Here is a 15397-nt window from a genome sequence, read left to right on the forward strand (position 1 = left end):
AACACCGGCCCGGTGTGCGACACCCTCGATCGGCGATCGGTGGGGAACGAGGGGGAGGCGGGGCAGGATCTGGGTGTGACCGATCGAGACGACAGCACCGGCGCCGGCGTGGAGCACACCGAGGACGGTCGACACATCGCGGTCGGGGGCCCGCGGTGGCGCGCGACGGATCCGTCCATCCCCGAGAAGCTCCGCTCGGAGCTCGTCCGGGCACTGATGACCGGTCGCCGGCTGGTCAAGACCGAAGGCGATGCCGCCCGGGTGATGGTGCACGACGCCAAGGTCGCGCTCGGTGAGCGCGGCGACCCGTGGTGGGCACCCACCCGGGAGGGGACACGCGATCGACTGGCCGCGACGATCAGGACGCTCCTGCGCTCGCGCGGCCAGGGGTCGATCTGCCCGTCGGATGCGGCCCGGGTGGCGGGTGGGGATCATTGGCGCGACCTCATGCCCGTCGCCCGAGAGGTCGCGTTCGACCTCCGCGAGGAGGGCGTGGTGGCGGTGACCCAGCGTGGCGAGCGGGTCACCGGACGTGAGGTGACCGGGCCGATCAGGCTGATCGCCGACGACGGCCTGGAATTCACTCCGCCGACGGGGTGACGTCGCGGCGTCGGACGGGCCGGCGGACGGGTCAGAGAGTTCGAATTCTTGTAGGCTACTCACCAGTAGGAGTACACCAACCTGACGCTCCGCTCCCCTCCACGGTGGCCTGCCACCGGAGCAGAACGTCCAACGGAAAGGCACGCACTTGCGCCGCACTGTGTTCAACGAAGACCACGAGGCCTTCCGCCAGACCCTCCGTGACTTCATCGAGTCCGAGGTGACCCCCCACTTCCAGGAGTGGTTCGAGGCCGGCATCGTCCCGCGTGAGTTCTACTACAAGCTCGCCGACCTCGGCCTGTTCGGCATCAACGTCGACGAGGAGTACGGCGGCGCGGGGATCAATTCCCACAAGTTCGAGGCCATCCAGTCCGAGGAGACCGCCCGCGCCGGCGTGAACTTCGGCGGCTCGGGTGTCCACGTACTGCTCGGGCTCCCCTACATCAAGGCCCTGGCGACCGAGGAGCAGAAGCAGCGCTACCTGCCCAAGTTCGTCTCCGGCGAGGAGATGTGGGCGCTGGCGATGACCGAGCCCGGCACCGGGTCCGACCTGGCAGGCATGAAGAGCACCGCCAAACTCTCGGCTGACGGCACCCACTACGTCCTCAACGGTGCCAAGACGTTCATCACCGGCGGCGTCCACGCCGACCGCGTGATCGTGGCCTGCCGTACCGCTCCCCCGCGTGAGGACGACCGCCGCTTCGGCATCTCGCTGCTCGCCGTCGACACCAAGCTCGAGGGCTACGCGGTGGGCCGCAAGCTCGACAAGGTCGGACTCAAGACCTCCGACACGGCCGAGCTGTCCTTCACCGACGTCAAGGTCCCGGTCGAAGACCTGCTCGGCGAGGAGAACCGCGGCTTCTACTACCTCGGGCAGAACCTGCCGTCCGAGCGCTGGGGCATCGCCTACGGTGCGTATGCCCAGGCCGCGGCCGCCGTGCGGTTCGCCAAGGAGTACACGCAGCAGCGCACGGTCTTCGGCAAGGAGGTGGCCTCGTTCCAGAACACCAAGTTCGAGCTGGCCGCGTGCCAGGCCAAGGTCGACGCCGCGCAGGCCGTCGCGGACCGCGCCCTCGAGGCGCTGGACGAGGGCGAGCTCACCGCCGCCGAGGCGGCCTCGGCCAAGCTGTTCTGCACCGAGGTCGCCGCCGAGGTCATCGACCGTTGCCTCCAGCTGCACGGCGGCTACGGCTTCATGAACGAGTATCCGATCGCCCGCCTGTACTCGGACAACCGCGTCAACCGCATCTACGGTGGCACCAACGAGGTCATGAAGTCCATCATCGCCAAGGACATGGGCCTGTAGGTCCCACGACCCCCTGGCTCCGTCGGGCCCCGTCCGCTCCCCGCGGACGGGGCCCGAGTCGTCCGACGGACTCCCTCTGCCCGTCAGTCCCCGGGTGCGGCCTCGTAGTCGGCGTGCCCCTCGACCCCGTATCTGTATGTGATGGGGTCGATAAAGACGTCGGGTTCGGCGGGGGGCCTCAGGGTGAACACCACGTAGGCGGCGACGATGCCCACCAGGTAGAAAACCGAGAGGACGACGACGAGGACGTCCGCCTCCAGTCCGCTGAGCAGGCACACGAAGATCACCTGGGCGAGCGTAATGCACAGGCCGAACACGGCGATGTCCACCCACAGCACATTGCGACCTGCGACGGCCTTGTAGACGAAGACCACCCCGATCATCGTCACCGGGATCGAATAGAGGGCGACAGTGGCCGCGGGCACGAAGGACGGCTGCGAGGCGCCGCCGAGCACGAAGAGGGCCGCGTACAGCACCATGGTCGGCCAGGCGGCGATCTTGATGTGCTCCCAGTAACTCTCGTTGACCGCGGCGAACACGGCCACGACCCGGTTGTGCCCGTTCCAGTCGTAGGCGAAGTGGAGCACCGAGCCGACGACGATGAGCGGGATGATCGCCCACCAACTCACCGAGACGACGGCACCCGTGTCCAACACGGTCTCATCCTCCCACCGACCGGCGCAGTCCGCCGGTCTTCCCAGGTCAGAGCCGTGTGTCGGACCTGCTTGCTAGTGTTTCCCCAATCGAACACACGAGCGATACGGGGTGCGGCACTCGCCCGCCCGAGGGGGTGCACATGCGGGAGACGACTACCGGGGATGATGCCGGAGCGGTGGCCGGCAGTCCCGCCGTCACCGCCGCCAGCTCCGCAGCCCTGGCGGCACTGCACGCCGAGAATCGCGCGGCCGCCGCCCGGCTGCGCGCCTGCCACGACCTGTGGGCCACCTGCCGCGAGGAACAGGAACTACGCGACATCGCCGCCGGCTACGGCCCCGGCCTGGACCAACGCCCCGAACACGCCGTCATCGACCCACTGACCATCGCCACAAGTGAGATCGTCGCCGCCTACGGCGTGCACCACAACCGCGCCCGCAGCCTGCTCACCCTGGCCATCACCCTGGTCACCAAGTTCCCCTGTCTCGTCGAGGCCATGGACACCGGCCACCTCGACGAAGCCACCGCCACCCTGCTCGCACGCCACATGCGCACCGTGGACTCCCTGCACCGCGACGCCGTCCACCGCGAGGTCATCGACTGGCTCCTGGCCGCCCTCGCCGCCGGCAGGCGCCCCGGACGCGACGCGATCCTGTCCCACACCGACCGCATCATCGCCGCCCACGACCCCGACGGCGTACGCCTGCGCCGCACCGCCGCGGTCCGCGAACGCCGCGTCACCCTGCGCCGCGGCCCAGACGGCATGGCCGACCTGACCGCCCACCTCACCGCCACCGAAGCCTCCGCCATCCACACTCTCCTGCAGACGATGGCCACCGACCAACGCCACCGCGACACCCGCACCCGCGTTGAGAACACCCGCCGCCACGGCGCCGACGCCCTCGACACCGACACCATCCGCAGCATGGACGAACTACGCGCCGACGCCCTCGTCACCGCCCTCCTCGGCCACCCCAGCACCGACACCGACGCAGGCACGGGTACGAGCGCGGGCGCAGGCACTGCCGCGGGTGCGGCTCACCGCCCGCCGGCCACCCAGATCCGCCCCACCATCACCGTGCTCGCACCCCCCGGCCCCGACGGCGAACCCGAGGTCTACCTCCCCCGAGGCGGCCCGGCCACCATCGACGCCCTCATCGAACTACTCACCCGCAGCACCGGCGCCACCATCACCGTGCCCGACACCGCACCCGGCGCCGCAGACACCCCCCACCACGCCCACCGCTACCGCATCAGCGACCGACTGGCCCACCGCATCCGCCTACGCGACGGCACCTGCCGCCACCCCGGCTGCTCCGTCCCCGCCGACGCCTGCGACATCGACCACGTCCGCCCCTTCAACCACACAGACCCCACCGCCGGCGGCCCGACCCTCGAGAACAACCTCGCCGCCCTGTGCCGCAACCACCACCGCTTCAAAACCTTCCACAACTGGCACTACCAACTCGCCCCCGACGGCACCCTGACCATCACCACCGACACCGGACACACCCTCACCACCCACCCCGACGGACCCCTCGCCCGCTGGCGCCACCACACCACCGACACCGACACCGGGGCTGACACCGGCACCGACGCCGGCGCCGAGAGCGACATCCCACCCCCACGCCGACCCTGGCTCAACCCCCGACCCCAGAGCACCCACTGGTACCGACGCGCCCTACGCCTGGCCGCCGAACGCAAAGCCAACACCATGGCCCCACCACCAGACACCACACCCGACCACCACCACGACCCCGACCCACCACCCTTCTGACCGGCGCGCGGCGAGCCCGGGCCGACACCCTGGTGGCGACAGCACAAAGGCCCGGTGTCGCAGCGTGCGACACCGGGCCCCGGTGGAAGACGGTCAGACGGTCAGTGCTTCTCGCGACCCCAGTGGTACTCGAAGACCAGGCCGCAGGCGGTGATGACCAGCGCGACGGCGCCGCCGATGAGCACCCACCAGTTCCAGAAGGCCGCTCCGTAGCCGATGATGAAGACCGAGAAGGCCACCAGCACGGGCCAGTAGCTGTGCGGGCTGAAGAAGCCGAGCTCGCCGGCGCCGTCGGAGACCTCGGCCTCCTCGAAGTCCTCGGGCAGGGTGCTGATGCGCCGCGCCACGAAGCGGAGGTAACCACCGATCAGCAGGCTCAGGCCGGCCGAGAGCACGAAGGCCGTGGCGCCGACCCACTCGACGCCCGTCCGAGACGTACCGGTGAGGTACGCGTACGCGATACCCATGACGGCCAGGAAGATAAACAGGGCGTCGAAAATTCGTACTGTTGCGTTCATCGTTCAGGAATCCTTCGCGTGATACCGGGAGAACCGTCAGTTGCCCGACGCGGTCTCGATGATGTTGTTCTGGTCACGGGTATCGCTGCGTCCGGTCTTGAACGGTGCGGTGGAGGTCGAGTACGGGTCCTGGCCGATCGACTCCAGCGCCTCCGCGTTGGACGCGGTCGGGTTGTCCTGACGGAACTGGATGTACTGGGCGAAGGCCTCCGGCGATACCGCGCGCAGCTCGAAGTTCATCATCGCGTGGTAGACACCGCACATCTCGGCACAGCGTCCGACGAACGCACCCTCGCGATCGATCTCCTCGATCTGGAACATGCTCAACTGCTGGTTCTTGCCCGGGTGCGGCATGACGTCGAGCTTGTAGATGAACTCGGGGATCCAGAACGAGTGGACCACGTCGGCCGACGCGAGGCGGAACTCGATGCGCGTGTCGGTCGGCAGAACCAGGACCGGAACCTCCTCGGAGGTACCGACGGTCTCGATGTTGTTGTAGTGGAGGTACGACTTGTCCTCGGCGAGACGACCGTGGATCGGGCCGCCGGCCGCCGGCTCACCCTGCTGACCCAGGGCCTCACGGACCTCGTCGGAGAGCACACCGGCCTCCTCGGCCGCGCGCTGCGCCTCGACGTTGGTGCCGTCCTCGATGCTGGCCCCCGCGACGTCGACCTTGTTGTAGCCGAACTTCCAGTTCCACTGGTAGGCGGTGACGTCGACCTTGACGCCGACCTCCTCCTGCGGACGGAGATCGAGCACCTTGTTCTGCGTGACCACGGTGAAGTAGAAGAGCACGGAGATGATCACGAACGGCGCAGCCGTGTAGATGAGCTCCAGGGGCACGTTGTACGCGGTCTGGCGCGGGAACTCGCCGTCGTCGTTCTTCCGCTTGCGGTGGAACGCCATCGACCAGAAGATCAGGCCCCACACGAAGAAGCCGACGATGAGCGACGTGATGACTGTGCCCGTCCAGAACTCGCGGATCGCGACGCCCTCCGGGGTGATCCCGGTCGGGAAGCCGAAGTTCATCGTCTGGTTCCACCACTTGTTGTCGGTCTGGAGGCTACAACCGGACAACAGCAAGCCCACTGTGCCGAGAGACATCGCGAGTGTCGCCCTGCGCGTCCGACGACGCCCGTCACGCTGTTCCACCATCACGCCTTCCTGATCAGCGGCACCGACCACGTGGCCGGGACACCTTAAAAGAGTAGACCACGGCTCTCAGAATGGAAGCCGCGGGTCCGGCAATTCACCCGCCCGCTCCCCCACGCCGTCGGCGGGGGGCCGGAGGGGTTCCGCCGACCAGTAGTATTCGATCGCGTCGCGACCCGCTCGGGCGGGTCACCGCTGACGCCCCGACGACGATGGACGAGGTACCCGACGCATGTGTGGCCTGCTTGGTCTGATCACCCCCGACGGCTCCGCCCGTACCCACGAGGCGCGGGTCCTCGGCGCCATGGGGTGCCAGCGCCACCGCGGCCCCGACGAGGTGGGCACCTGGGTCGACGGCGACATGGCCTTCGGGTTCAACCGCCTGTCGATCATCGACATCGCGCACTCTCACCAGCCGCTCCGCTGGGGTCCGCCCGAGCAGCCGGACCGTTACGCGCTGGTGTTCAACGGGGAGATCTACAACTACCTCGAACTCCGCGAGGAGCTGCAGCGCGAGCACGGTGCCGTGTTCGCCACCGAGGGTGACGGCGAGCCGATCGTCGTGGCGTTCCACCACTGGGGCCCCTCGGCCGTCCGCCGGCTCCGCGGAATGTTCGCCTTCGCGATCTGGGACACCGTCGAGCGTTCGCTGTTCGTCGCCCGGGACCCCTTCGGCATCAAGCCCCTGTACATGGCGACCGGACCCGGCGGAACCGTGTTCGCGAGCGAGAAGAAGTCGGTCACCGAACTGATCGACCTCGTCGTCGTCGACACCTCCCTCGACACCCGCGCCCTCCAGCACTACGTCACCCTCCAGTACGTCCCGGAGGACGAGACCCTCACCCGGGGCGTCCGGCGCCTGGAGTCGGGATGCCATGCCACGGTCACCCCCGGCACCGAGCCCGTGATCCAGCGCTACTTCGAGCCCACGTTCCCCGTCGTGCCCGTCGCCGACGGCGACGCCGAGCGCCGCTACGACGAGATCGCCGCCGCACTCGAGGACTCGGTCGCCAAGCACATGCGCGCCGACGTCACCGTCGGCTCGTTCCTCTCGGGGGGCATCGATTCCACCGCCATCGCCGCCCTCGCGCGACGCCACAACGAGAACCTCCTGACGTTCACCACCGGTTTCGAGCGCGAGGGGTACTCGGAGATCGACGTCGCCGCCGAGTCGGCCGCCGCGATCGGCGTGGAGCACATCGTCAAGGTGGTCTCGCCCGAGGAGTTCGCCGCCGCGATCCCCGAGATCATCTGGTACCTCGACGAACCGGTGGCCGACCCGGCGTTGGTCCCGCTGTACTTCGTCGCCCGCGAGGCGCGTAAGCACGTCAAGGTCGTCCTCTCGGGTGAGGGCGCGGACGAGCTGTTCGGCGGCTACACCATCTATAAGGAGCCCCTGTCGCTGGCGCCGTTCGAGAAGGTCCCCGGTGGGATCCGTCGTGCGCTGGGCAGACTCAGCACCCGGATCCCGGAGGGCACCCGGGGCAAGAGCCTGCTGCACCGCGGCTCGATGAGCCTCGAGGACCGGTACTACGGCAACGCCCGCTCCTTCTCCGACGCGCAGGTGGAGGCGGTCCTCCGCGACTACCGACCGGAGTGGAGCCACCAGGACGTCACCGCGCCGATCTACGAGCGGTCCCGCGGATGGGACCCCGTCGCGAGGATGCAGCACCTGGACCTGTTCACGTGGCTGCGCGGCGACATCCTGGTCAAGGCCGACAAGGTCACCATGGCCAACTCCCTCGAGCTACGGGTGCCGTTCCTCGACCGTGAGGTCTACGAGGTCGCGTCGCGGCTCCCCCACACCGAGAAGGTCGCCCACGGCACCACCAAGTACGCACTGCGCAAGGCCCTCGAACGGATCGTTCCCGCCCACGTGCTGCACCGGAAGAAACTGGGATTCCCCGTCCCGACCCGTCACTGGCTGGCCGGGCCGGAGTTGCACGACTGGGCACGCGAGCACGTGGCGGCGTCCGGCACCGACGAGTTCGTGGACAAAGCCGCGGTACTGCGGATGCTCGACGAGCACCGCCGCGGCGAGTCCGATCACAGTCGTCGCATCTGGACCATGCTGTGCTTCATGATCTGGCACGGCATCTTCGTCGAGGGCCGGATCACCCCGGACATCGAGCAGCGCGAGTACCCCGTCCGCCTCTAGCAGGAGGCGGCGGGACGGTCAGGCGGGAAGGAGCGCCGACAGTTCCTCGGCGGCCTCGTCCCCGTAGGCATCGACGAGCCGGCGGCGGGCGGCGGCCGGGTCGATGGTCCACTCCTGCGTGCCCGTGGTCTCCAGGACGTGGGTGGCGATGAGGGCTCCGAACTGGGCGGAACGCTCCAGCGACAACCCGTCCAGGACACCGGAGAGGAAGCCCGCCCGGAACGCGTCGCCGACCCCCGTGGGATCCAGCAGGTTGTCCGACGGGACGATCCCGACCTCGATGGGCTCCGCGCCCTGCTCGACGATCACGACGCCCTTCCCACCCCGGGTGGTGACGCGAGTGCCGACCTTGGCGTCCAGCTCCTCGGCCGACCACCCGGTCTTGTTGAGCAGCAGCTCGTACTCGTATTCGTTGGTGAACAGGTACCGCGCCCCGTCGACCAGCTCACCGGCCGCGTCCCCGTCGAGGAACGCGAGCTGCTGGGAGGGATCGGCGGCGAAGTCCAGACCGAGCTCGCGGCACTCCATCGTGTGGGAGTGCATCGCCGTGGGGTCGTTGGCCCCGATGAGCACGATGTCCGGACGGCCGATCCGGTCGGCCAGGCGAGCCAGCGAGATCGTCGCCGCCTCCCCCATCGCGCCGGGGTAGAACGACGCGAGCTGCGCCATCTCCGAATCGGTCGTGCACACGAACCGCGCCGTGTGCAGCGCGGAGCTGATGTGGACCGCCGAGCAGTCGACACCGTGCCGCTCGAGCCAGTCGCGGTACTCGACGAAGTCCTCGCCCGCCGCCCCCACCAGATGGGGTCGCCGACCCAGGACGCCGAGCGCGAAGGCGATGTTGCCGCCGACCCCGCCCCGGCGGATCTGCAGCGAATCCACCAGGAAGCTCAGCGACACGTGCGCGAGCTGGTCCGGCAGCAACTGCTCGGAGAAGCGACCCGAGAAGGTCATGAGGTGGTCGGTGGCGATGGAACCTGTGATGACGACGGGCATGCCCCAGACAGTAGACGACCCGGACCGATCGGTGATCGGCCCGGGTCGCCCGGTCCTCAGCGCGACCGCGGCGTCAGTTGAACGAGTCGCCGCATGCGCAGGAGCCCGTGGCCTGCGGGTTGTCGATGGTGAAGCCCTGCTTCTCGATGCTGTCGACGAAGTCGATGGACGCACCGGTCAGGTACGGGACACTCATCCGGTCGACGGCGAGCTTGATGCCGCCGAAGTCGTCGACCACGTCACCGTCGAGCGAGCGGTCGTCGAAGAAGAGCTGGTAGCGCAGGCCCGCGCAGCCACCGGGCTGGACGGCGATGCGCAGCGAGAGGTCGTCACGACCCTCCTGGTCCAGCAGGGCCTTGGCCTTGGCGGCGGCTGCCTCGGTGAGCAGTACGCCGGTAGCGGTGTTCTCCGCAGTGGTCATGTCGGTTCTCCTTGCGATCGGAAGAGGGCTTCGGGGGCGTCGTGAAAGGTTCAACGCCCACCGGGGAGTCCTCTATTCCCCGGCACCCGTTCCCCCGCACACGATACGCCTGCTGTCGCCCATGGGTGAATGTCCGGCGCCGGTGTCGATCGCCTAGCCTGGGTGTGTGAAGTTGCGTGCATTCGGCTCCAGAGACGACGAGAGCGGCAAAGGCTCCCCCGCCCCCGAGGGGCGGCCCGCGTCCGCGTCCGCGGATGCGGCTGCCTCCGAGCCCTCCGGCGACCCGCGCCGCCCCGCGGGCAAGGGGAAGCCGACGCCCCGTCGTCGCGACCAGGAGCGCGCCCGCGGGGTGCGCCAGGGTCCGGTGACCGCGCCGGTCACCCGCAAAGAGGCCAAGGAGCGCAAGAAGGCCGCCCAGGCGACCATGACCAAGGACGAGCGTCGGGCCGCCAGGGCCGGCGAGCGCGCCGCGCGCGAGGAGCGCCGCCAGCTCATGATGGAGGGCGACGACCGTTACGTGCTCTCCCGTGACCGCGGAGAGGTCCGCCGGTTCGCGCGCGACTGGGTCGACACCCACCGGCGCCTCATCAACTGGTTCATGCCGCTCGCCCTGTTCGTGATCGTGTTCCAGCTCATCCCGAACCCGACCCTCATGGTCTACAGCCAGACCCTCTTCCTGGTGCTCATCATGGTCGTCGTCGTCGACGGCATCCTCCTCGGACGAACCGTGAACAAGGCGGTCCGCGAGAGGTTCCCGTCCACCGACGACACCGGTTTCGGCATGGGGTGGTACGCCGTCATGCGTGCGACGCAGCCCCGCATGCTCCGCACCCCCCGCCCCCGGGTCCGCCCGGGCGACGCCATCTGACCCGTCCAGAGCCACTGATCCCCGGAAGGGCCTGACCCCCATGCGCCTGCTCGTCCTCGGTGGTATCCGCTCGGGCAAGTCCGCCCACGCCGAGTCGGTGGCCGCGGCCACCGACGACGACGTCGTGTACGTCGCCACGGCCCGGCGCGACCCCGGGGACGACGAGATGGCCGCGCGGATCGAGACACACCGCGAGCGCCGGCCCACCCGGTGGGTGACCGAGGAGACGGAGGACATCGTCCGGGTCCTCGCCGACCACCCGACATCGACGATCCTCGTGGACGACCTCGGAGGCTGGTTGACGCGTCGGATGGACGCCACACTCGGGTGGACCGACGGGGGTGCCGCGGTCGCGGCGGACCTGGACGCCCTCGTCACCGCTGTCGCCGAGCACTCCGGCACCCTCGTCCTCGTCTCGCCCGAGGTCGGTCTGGGAGTCGTGCCGGACACGCTCTCCGGTCGGGTGTTCGCCGACGTGATCGGTTCGCTCAACCGGCGGCTGGCCGGGGTGTGCGACTCGGCGGTCCTCGTCGTCGCCGGTCGCCCCCTCCCCCTCGAGGCCGTGCACCCGACCGCCGGTAGCGTCGCGCGCACCCCCGCCGCGGCGACGGCGACGGTCACCGGTGCGACGACGGCCACCGGTACGACGATGGGTGCCGTCGGCGCGCCCGAGGCCGAGGCCGCGGCCGCGCCCCGGGACCTCGATACCGTCCCCCACGACTTCCCCGGCCTGGGCGACGTGTCGTACTACGACGACCCCGTCGCCTTCCCCCCGGTTCACCCGCCGTCCCACTCCGTCGCCGAGGAGGCCCGCGCCCGGCATCTCACGTTGACCAAGCCCGCGACGTCCCTCGGTCGGCTCGAGGAGCTGAGCGTGTGGGTCTCCTCGTGCCAGGAGGCGTGCCCGCCCCGCCCGCTCGACCGCGCCAGGGTGGTGGTGTTCGCCGGTGACCACGGCGTCGCCGAACACGGGGTGTCCGCGTTCCCGCGCGAGGTCACGCTGCAGATGGCCGACAACATCGTCGGCGGCGGCGCGGCGGTGTCCGTCCTCGCCCGCATGGCCGGCGCCACGGTCCGGGTGGCCGACATGGCGATGTCGGCCGAGCGTCCCGGAGGGCTCGACGACCACAAGATCCGCCGCTCCAGCGGGTCGATCGACAGGGAGGACGCCCTGACCCCCGAGGAGGTGCGGGCCGCGATCGCCGCCGGTCGTCGCATCGCCGACGAGGAGGTCGACTCCGGGGCGGACCTGCTCATCGCGGGCGACCTCGGCATCGGCAACACCACGCCGGCCACCGTGCTGACGTGTCTCGTCACCGGTCGCGAGCCGGTCGAGTTGGTCGGCCGCGGAACCGGGATCGACGACGAGGGCTGGATGCGCAAGACCGCCGCGATCCGGGACGCCATGTTCCGGGCGTCCGGCGACCTGCGGGACCCCGTGGCGATGTTGCGCAAGGTCTCCGGTGCGGACCTCGCCGCGATGGCCGGGTTCCTGGCCCAGGCCGCAGTTCGTAGGACGCCGTGCCTTCTCGACGGGTCCGTGGTCACCTCCGCCGCGCTCATGGCCGAGGCGATGGCACCCGGTTCCCGCCAGTGGTGGGCGGCCGGCCACCGCAGCGCGGAGCCCGCCCACACCGCCGCGCTGACGTACCTGTCCCTCGACCCGATCCTCGAACACTCGATGCGTCTGGGTGAGGGAAGCGGGGCCGTCGCCGCCCTGCCCGTCGTCCACAACGCCGTCGCGATCCTCACGCAGATGGCGACCTTCGCCGACGCCGGGGTCGCCGGCAAGGACTGACGACCCGTGCTCGCCGCGGTCCGACTCGCGTTGTCGTGGATGACGGTGCTGCCCGTGGGGCGACCGGGTGTCCCCGACTCCGCGGTGGCCGGCCGGGCGATGACGGCGATGCCCGTCGTCGGCCTGGTGTGCGGCGTCGTCGCGACCGCACTGGCCCACGGTGTGCACGCGATGGGGGCCGGCGCGCTGCTGTCCGGGGTGATCGGGGTGGCGGTCGTTCTGGCCCTCACCCGCGGGATGCACGTGGACGCGCTGGCCGACACCGCGGACGGACTCGGGTCGTACGCCGGCCCGGATCGCGCACTGGAGATCATGCGGTCCGGGTCCGTCGGGCCGATGGGGGCCGCCGTCCTGGTGTTGGTTCTGCTCGCCGAGGTGGCAGCGTTGGGCACCCTGGTCGACTCGGGGGCCTGGCTCGCCCCGGTCGCCGCCGTCGTCCTCTCGCGGTGCCTACCGGCCGTCCTGCTGCGCCGGGGCGTCCCCGCGGCGTCGCCGACCGGCTTCGGCGCGCTCGTCGCCGGCTCCCAGTCCCGCGTCGCCGTGGTGGTGACCGGACTGGTGTGTGCGGCCGCGGGCGCCGCGCTGGCGGGGTCAGGGTGGTCCGCCGCCACGTGGTGGGCCCCCGCGGCCGGCGCCGTGGCGGGCGTCGCCGCCTACGGCGCCGCGGCGGGCTTCGGCCGACACGCGGTCCGCCGGTTCGGCGGGATCAGCGGGGACGTCCTCGGAGCGGTGATCGAGACGGGCACCGCCGCCGCGCTGGTGGCGGCGGTGCTCCTGCTCTGACGGGGCGCGGCTCAGACCAGCGTCGTCATCCAGCCGAACGGGTCCTCCACGGACCCGCGCTGAATACCGGTGAGCGTCTCGCGCAGCCGCATGGTGATCGCCCCCGGCCCGCCGTCACCCACCGTGTAGCCGCCGCCGGAGTGCTGCACGGACCCGACGGGGGTGATGACGGCGGCGGTGCCACACGCGAACACCTCGGTGATCTCGCCGGAGGCCACGCCCGACTCCCACTCGTCCACCGAGACCTTGCGCTCGGTCACGGGGTAGCCGAGGTGGCGGGACAACTGCAGGAGACTGTCGCGGGTGACGCCCGGCAGCAACGAGCCGGACAGTTCGGGGGTCACGATCTCGGCGGAGTCGCCGGAGCCGAGGACGAAGAACAGGTTCATCCCGCCCATCTCCTCCACGTACTTCCGCTCGATCGCGTCGAGCCAGACCACCTGGTCGCATCCCTTGGCCGCGGCCTGCTCCTGGGCGCGCAGCGAGGCGGCGTAGTTGCCGCCGAACTTGGCGGCGCCGGTGCCGCCGGGGCTGGCGCGCACGTACTCGGTGCTCAGCCAGACGCTCACGGGGGCCACGCCGCGGGAGAAGTACGCGCCGGCCGGGGAAGCGATCACCGAGTAGAGGTATTCGTCGGCCGGCCGCACGCCGAGCCCGGTCTCGGTGGCGATCATGAAGGGCCGCAGGTAGAGCGCCTCCTCACCGCCGGCGGCGGGCACCCAGTCGCGGTCGATCGCCACGATCTGCCGCAACGACTCCATGAACAGCTCTTCGGGCAGCTGCGGCATGGCGAGGCGCTCCGCGGAGCGGTTGAAGCGGGCGGCGTTCTGCTCGGGTCGGAACGAGGCGATGGAGTCGTCGGCCTGCCGGTAGGCCTTGAGGCCCTCGAAGATCGTCTGCGCGTAGTGCAGGACCACGGCGGACGGGTCGATGGACAGGGGGGCGTACGCCTCCACGACCGGGGTGCCCCACTGCCCGTTCGAGTACGGGAGGGTAACCATGTGGTCGGTGAAGTGCTTGCCGAAGCCGGGGGCGGCGAGGATGGCCTCGCGCTCGGCGGTCGATCTCGGCGAGGCGGACGGACGGACGTCGAACTCGGACATTGCGGGTCTCGTTCCTGGAGGAAGGGGGCGGGTCAGCGGGTGCGGATCTCGATGAGCGGGGGTACCGCGAGGCGGCACGGTACCTCTCGTCCGCGTACGTCGACGACGACCTCGTCGCCTTTCTTCAGACCCGCGTCCAGCTCGATGAACGCGAGCGCGATCCCCGTCTTGAGGGTCGGTGAGAACGTGCCGGAGCTGGTGACGCCCACGTCGCGTCCACCGGCGCGCACGGTCTGTCCGGCGCGCGGGATCCCGCGTCCGGTGACCTCGAGCGCGTACATCCGGCGGGCGGGGCCGGCCTCCTTCTGACGCAGCAGTTCCTCGCGCCCCCAGAAGGCGGGCTTGTCCCAGCCGATGGCCCAGGCGCAGCGTGCCTCGAGCGGGCTGAGGTCCACGGACAGTTCGTTGCCGTGCAGCGGGTAGCCGGCCTCCGTGCGCAGCGAATCGCGGGCACCGAGACCGCACAGGGCGCCCTCACGGGACAGCACCTGCTCGGCGAGCGCATCCCAGATCGGGCCGGCCTCGTCCCAGGCGGGCAGCACCTCGAATCCGTACTCGCCGGTGTACCCGGTACGGCAGACCCGCACGGAGTGTCCGTTCCAGCCGGCGTCGACGTACGCCATGTAGTCGAGGTCGGTCGGCAGCCCCACCGCCTCGAGCACCTCTCCGGCGAGCGGGCCCTGGACCGCGATCACGGCGCGGGAACGGTGTTCGTCGGTGACGGTGACCCCGGGCGCCCGCTCGGCGGCGGCGGCCTGCATCCGCCGGACCACCTCGGCGGTGTTGGCGGCGTTGGGGATGAGGAAGATCTCGGAGTCGGAGACCCGGTAGGCGATGAGGTCGTCCACCACTCCCCCGGACTCGTCGCAGCACAGCGTGTACTGGGCGCTGCCGGCGGCGATCCGGTCGAGGTCGTTGGTGAAGCACGAGTTGACGAACTCCGCGGCGCCCGGGCCGGTCACGAGCGCCTTGCCGAGGTGGCTGACGTCGAACAGCCCGACGGCCGTGCGGGTGGCGGTGTGTTCGGCGACGGTGCCGGCGTACTGCACCGGCATCGACCAGCCGCCGAACGGGGCGAAGGTGGCGCCGGCCTCCACGTGGCGGGAGTGCAGTGGTCCCTCGTGAAGGTCCCCTGTGTCTGTCATGTGGCCACTCCTCGCGCTCTTCGGTCCGGCTGCCTGCCCACGTTAGTCGATAGACTATGGTGCCCTCGCCGTGGCGGTCCCGCCGCGTCGTCCGGGCATCACGACCCTTCCCGTACGT

At 70.3% G+C, this 15397-nt stretch carries 14 protein-coding genes; 7 read left to right on the forward strand and 7 right to left on the reverse strand.

What is annotated here, in order from left to right; all coding sequences use genetic code 11:
- Positions 1–75: 75 nt before the first annotated feature.
- Positions 76–600, forward strand: coding sequence for a DUF3253 domain-containing protein (locus tag CK206_RS04375; RefSeq protein ID WP_254050476.1), 525 nt, complete (start codon positions 76–78; stop codon positions 598–600).
- Between the two features lie 148 nt (positions 601–748).
- Positions 749–1906, forward strand: coding sequence for an acyl-CoA dehydrogenase family protein (locus CK206_RS04380; RefSeq protein ID WP_067713690.1), 1158 nt, complete (start codon positions 749–751; stop codon positions 1904–1906).
- Positions 1907–1989: 83 nt separating this feature from the next.
- Here CK206_RS04380 and CK206_RS04385 read toward each other — a convergent pair whose 3' ends face one another.
- Positions 1990–2562, reverse strand: a complete 573-nt coding sequence (locus CK206_RS04385) for a DUF6512 family protein (protein WP_216824118.1) — start codon at positions 2560–2562, stop codon at positions 1990–1992.
- Between the two features lie 140 nt (positions 2563–2702).
- On the opposite strand from CK206_RS04385, the gene CK206_RS04390 reads away from it, so the two are divergent.
- Positions 2703–4337, forward strand: a complete 1635-nt coding sequence (locus CK206_RS04390; protein WP_096907278.1) for an HNH endonuclease signature motif containing protein — start codon at positions 2703–2705, stop codon at positions 4335–4337.
- A gap of 101 nt (positions 4338–4438) precedes the next feature.
- On the opposite strand, the gene CK206_RS04395 is transcribed toward CK206_RS04390, so the two are convergent.
- Positions 4439–4855: a cytochrome c oxidase subunit 4 gene (locus CK206_RS04395; RefSeq protein ID WP_067714151.1), complete on the reverse strand. Its 417-nt coding sequence runs from the start codon at positions 4853–4855 to the stop codon at positions 4439–4441.
- A 36-nt stretch (positions 4856–4891) separates the two neighbouring features.
- On the reverse strand, positions 4892–5959 hold the full coding sequence (locus tag CK206_RS04400) for a cytochrome c oxidase subunit II (protein WP_096907279.1): 1068 nt from the start codon (positions 5957–5959) through the stop codon (positions 4892–4894).
- A gap of 280 nt (positions 5960–6239) precedes the next feature.
- On the opposite strand from CK206_RS04400, the gene asnB reads away from it, so the two are divergent.
- The gene (asnB, locus tag CK206_RS04405; RefSeq protein ID WP_067714154.1) at positions 6240–8165 is read left to right on the forward strand and encodes an asparagine synthase (glutamine-hydrolyzing); all 1926 of its coding nucleotides are present in this window, start codon (positions 6240–6242) and stop codon (positions 8163–8165) included.
- An 18-nt stretch (positions 8166–8183) separates the two neighbouring features.
- Here the strand turns inward: asnB and CK206_RS04410 are convergent, their stop codons facing one another.
- Positions 8184–9161, reverse strand: a complete 978-nt coding sequence (locus CK206_RS04410) for a carbohydrate kinase family protein (RefSeq protein ID WP_096905668.1) — start codon at positions 9159–9161, stop codon at positions 8184–8186.
- 73 nt (positions 9162–9234) lie between these two features.
- Positions 9235–9582 (reverse strand): iron-sulfur cluster assembly accessory protein, encoded by a 348-nt coding sequence (locus tag CK206_RS04415; protein ID WP_067714160.1) that lies wholly within the window; start codon positions 9580–9582, stop codon positions 9235–9237.
- A gap of 166 nt (positions 9583–9748) precedes the next feature.
- Between CK206_RS04415 and CK206_RS04420 the strand changes: the two genes are divergently transcribed.
- From CK206_RS04420 to CK206_RS04430, 3 genes are read left to right on the forward strand one after another with little or no spacing between them, the layout of a single operon-like run.
- Positions 9749–10450: a DUF3043 domain-containing protein gene (locus tag CK206_RS04420; RefSeq protein WP_096905669.1), complete on the forward strand. Its 702-nt coding sequence runs from the start codon at positions 9749–9751 to the stop codon at positions 10448–10450.
- Positions 10451–10490: 40 nt separating this feature from the next.
- Positions 10491–12248 (forward strand): nicotinate-nucleotide--dimethylbenzimidazole phosphoribosyltransferase, encoded by a 1758-nt coding sequence (gene cobT / locus CK206_RS04425; protein WP_096905670.1) that lies wholly within the window; start codon positions 10491–10493, stop codon positions 12246–12248.
- 6 nt (positions 12249–12254) lie between these two features.
- Positions 12255–13031 (forward strand): adenosylcobinamide-GDP ribazoletransferase, encoded by a 777-nt coding sequence (locus CK206_RS04430; RefSeq protein ID WP_096905671.1) that lies wholly within the window; start codon positions 12255–12257, stop codon positions 13029–13031.
- An 11-nt stretch (positions 13032–13042) separates the two neighbouring features.
- Here CK206_RS04430 and CK206_RS04435 read toward each other — a convergent pair whose 3' ends face one another.
- Positions 13043–14134, reverse strand: coding sequence for a branched-chain amino acid aminotransferase (locus tag CK206_RS04435; RefSeq protein ID WP_096905672.1), 1092 nt, complete (start codon positions 14132–14134; stop codon positions 13043–13045).
- A 32-nt stretch (positions 14135–14166) separates the two neighbouring features.
- A complete protein-coding gene (gene gcvT, locus CK206_RS04440) occupies positions 14167–15279 on the reverse strand; it encodes a glycine cleavage system aminomethyltransferase GcvT (RefSeq protein ID WP_061229909.1) in 1113 nt (370 codons plus the stop codon).
- Positions 15280–15397: the final 118 nt, after the last annotated feature.

It is taken from the genome of Dietzia sp. WMMA184 (assembly GCF_002441635.1).
Classification (GTDB): domain Bacteria; phylum Actinomycetota; class Actinomycetes; order Mycobacteriales; family Mycobacteriaceae; genus Dietzia; species Dietzia kunjamensis.

Bases quoted from the DNA above. Each gene is read 5' to 3' on its own strand.
- CK206_RS04415 (WP_067714160.1), bottom strand. From the start codon at position 9,582: ATGACCACTGCGGAGAACACCGCTACCGGCGTACTGCTCACCGAGGCA.
- gcvT (WP_061229909.1), bottom strand. From the start codon at position 15,279: ATGACAGACACAGGGGACCTTCACGAGGGACCACTGCACTCCCGCCAC.
- CK206_RS04390 (WP_096907278.1), top strand. From the start codon at position 2,703: ATGCGGGAGACGACTACCGGGGATGATGCCGGAGCGGTGGCCGGCAGT.
- CK206_RS04410 (WP_096905668.1), bottom strand. From the start codon at position 9,161: ATGCCCGTCGTCATCACAGGTTCCATCGCCACCGACCACCTCATGACC.
- asnB (WP_067714154.1), top strand. From the start codon at position 6,240: ATGTGTGGCCTGCTTGGTCTGATCACCCCCGACGGCTCCGCCCGTACC.
- CK206_RS04435 (WP_096905672.1), bottom strand. From the start codon at position 14,134: ATGTCCGAGTTCGACGTCCGTCCGTCCGCCTCGCCGAGATCGACCGCC.
- cobT (WP_096905670.1), top strand. From the start codon at position 10,491: ATGCGCCTGCTCGTCCTCGGTGGTATCCGCTCGGGCAAGTCCGCCCAC.
- CK206_RS04400 (WP_096907279.1), bottom strand. From the start codon at position 5,959: ATGTCTCTCGGCACAGTGGGCTTGCTGTTGTCCGGTTGTAGCCTCCAG.
- CK206_RS04395 (WP_067714151.1), bottom strand. From the start codon at position 4,855: ATGAACGCAACAGTACGAATTTTCGACGCCCTGTTTATCTTCCTGGCC.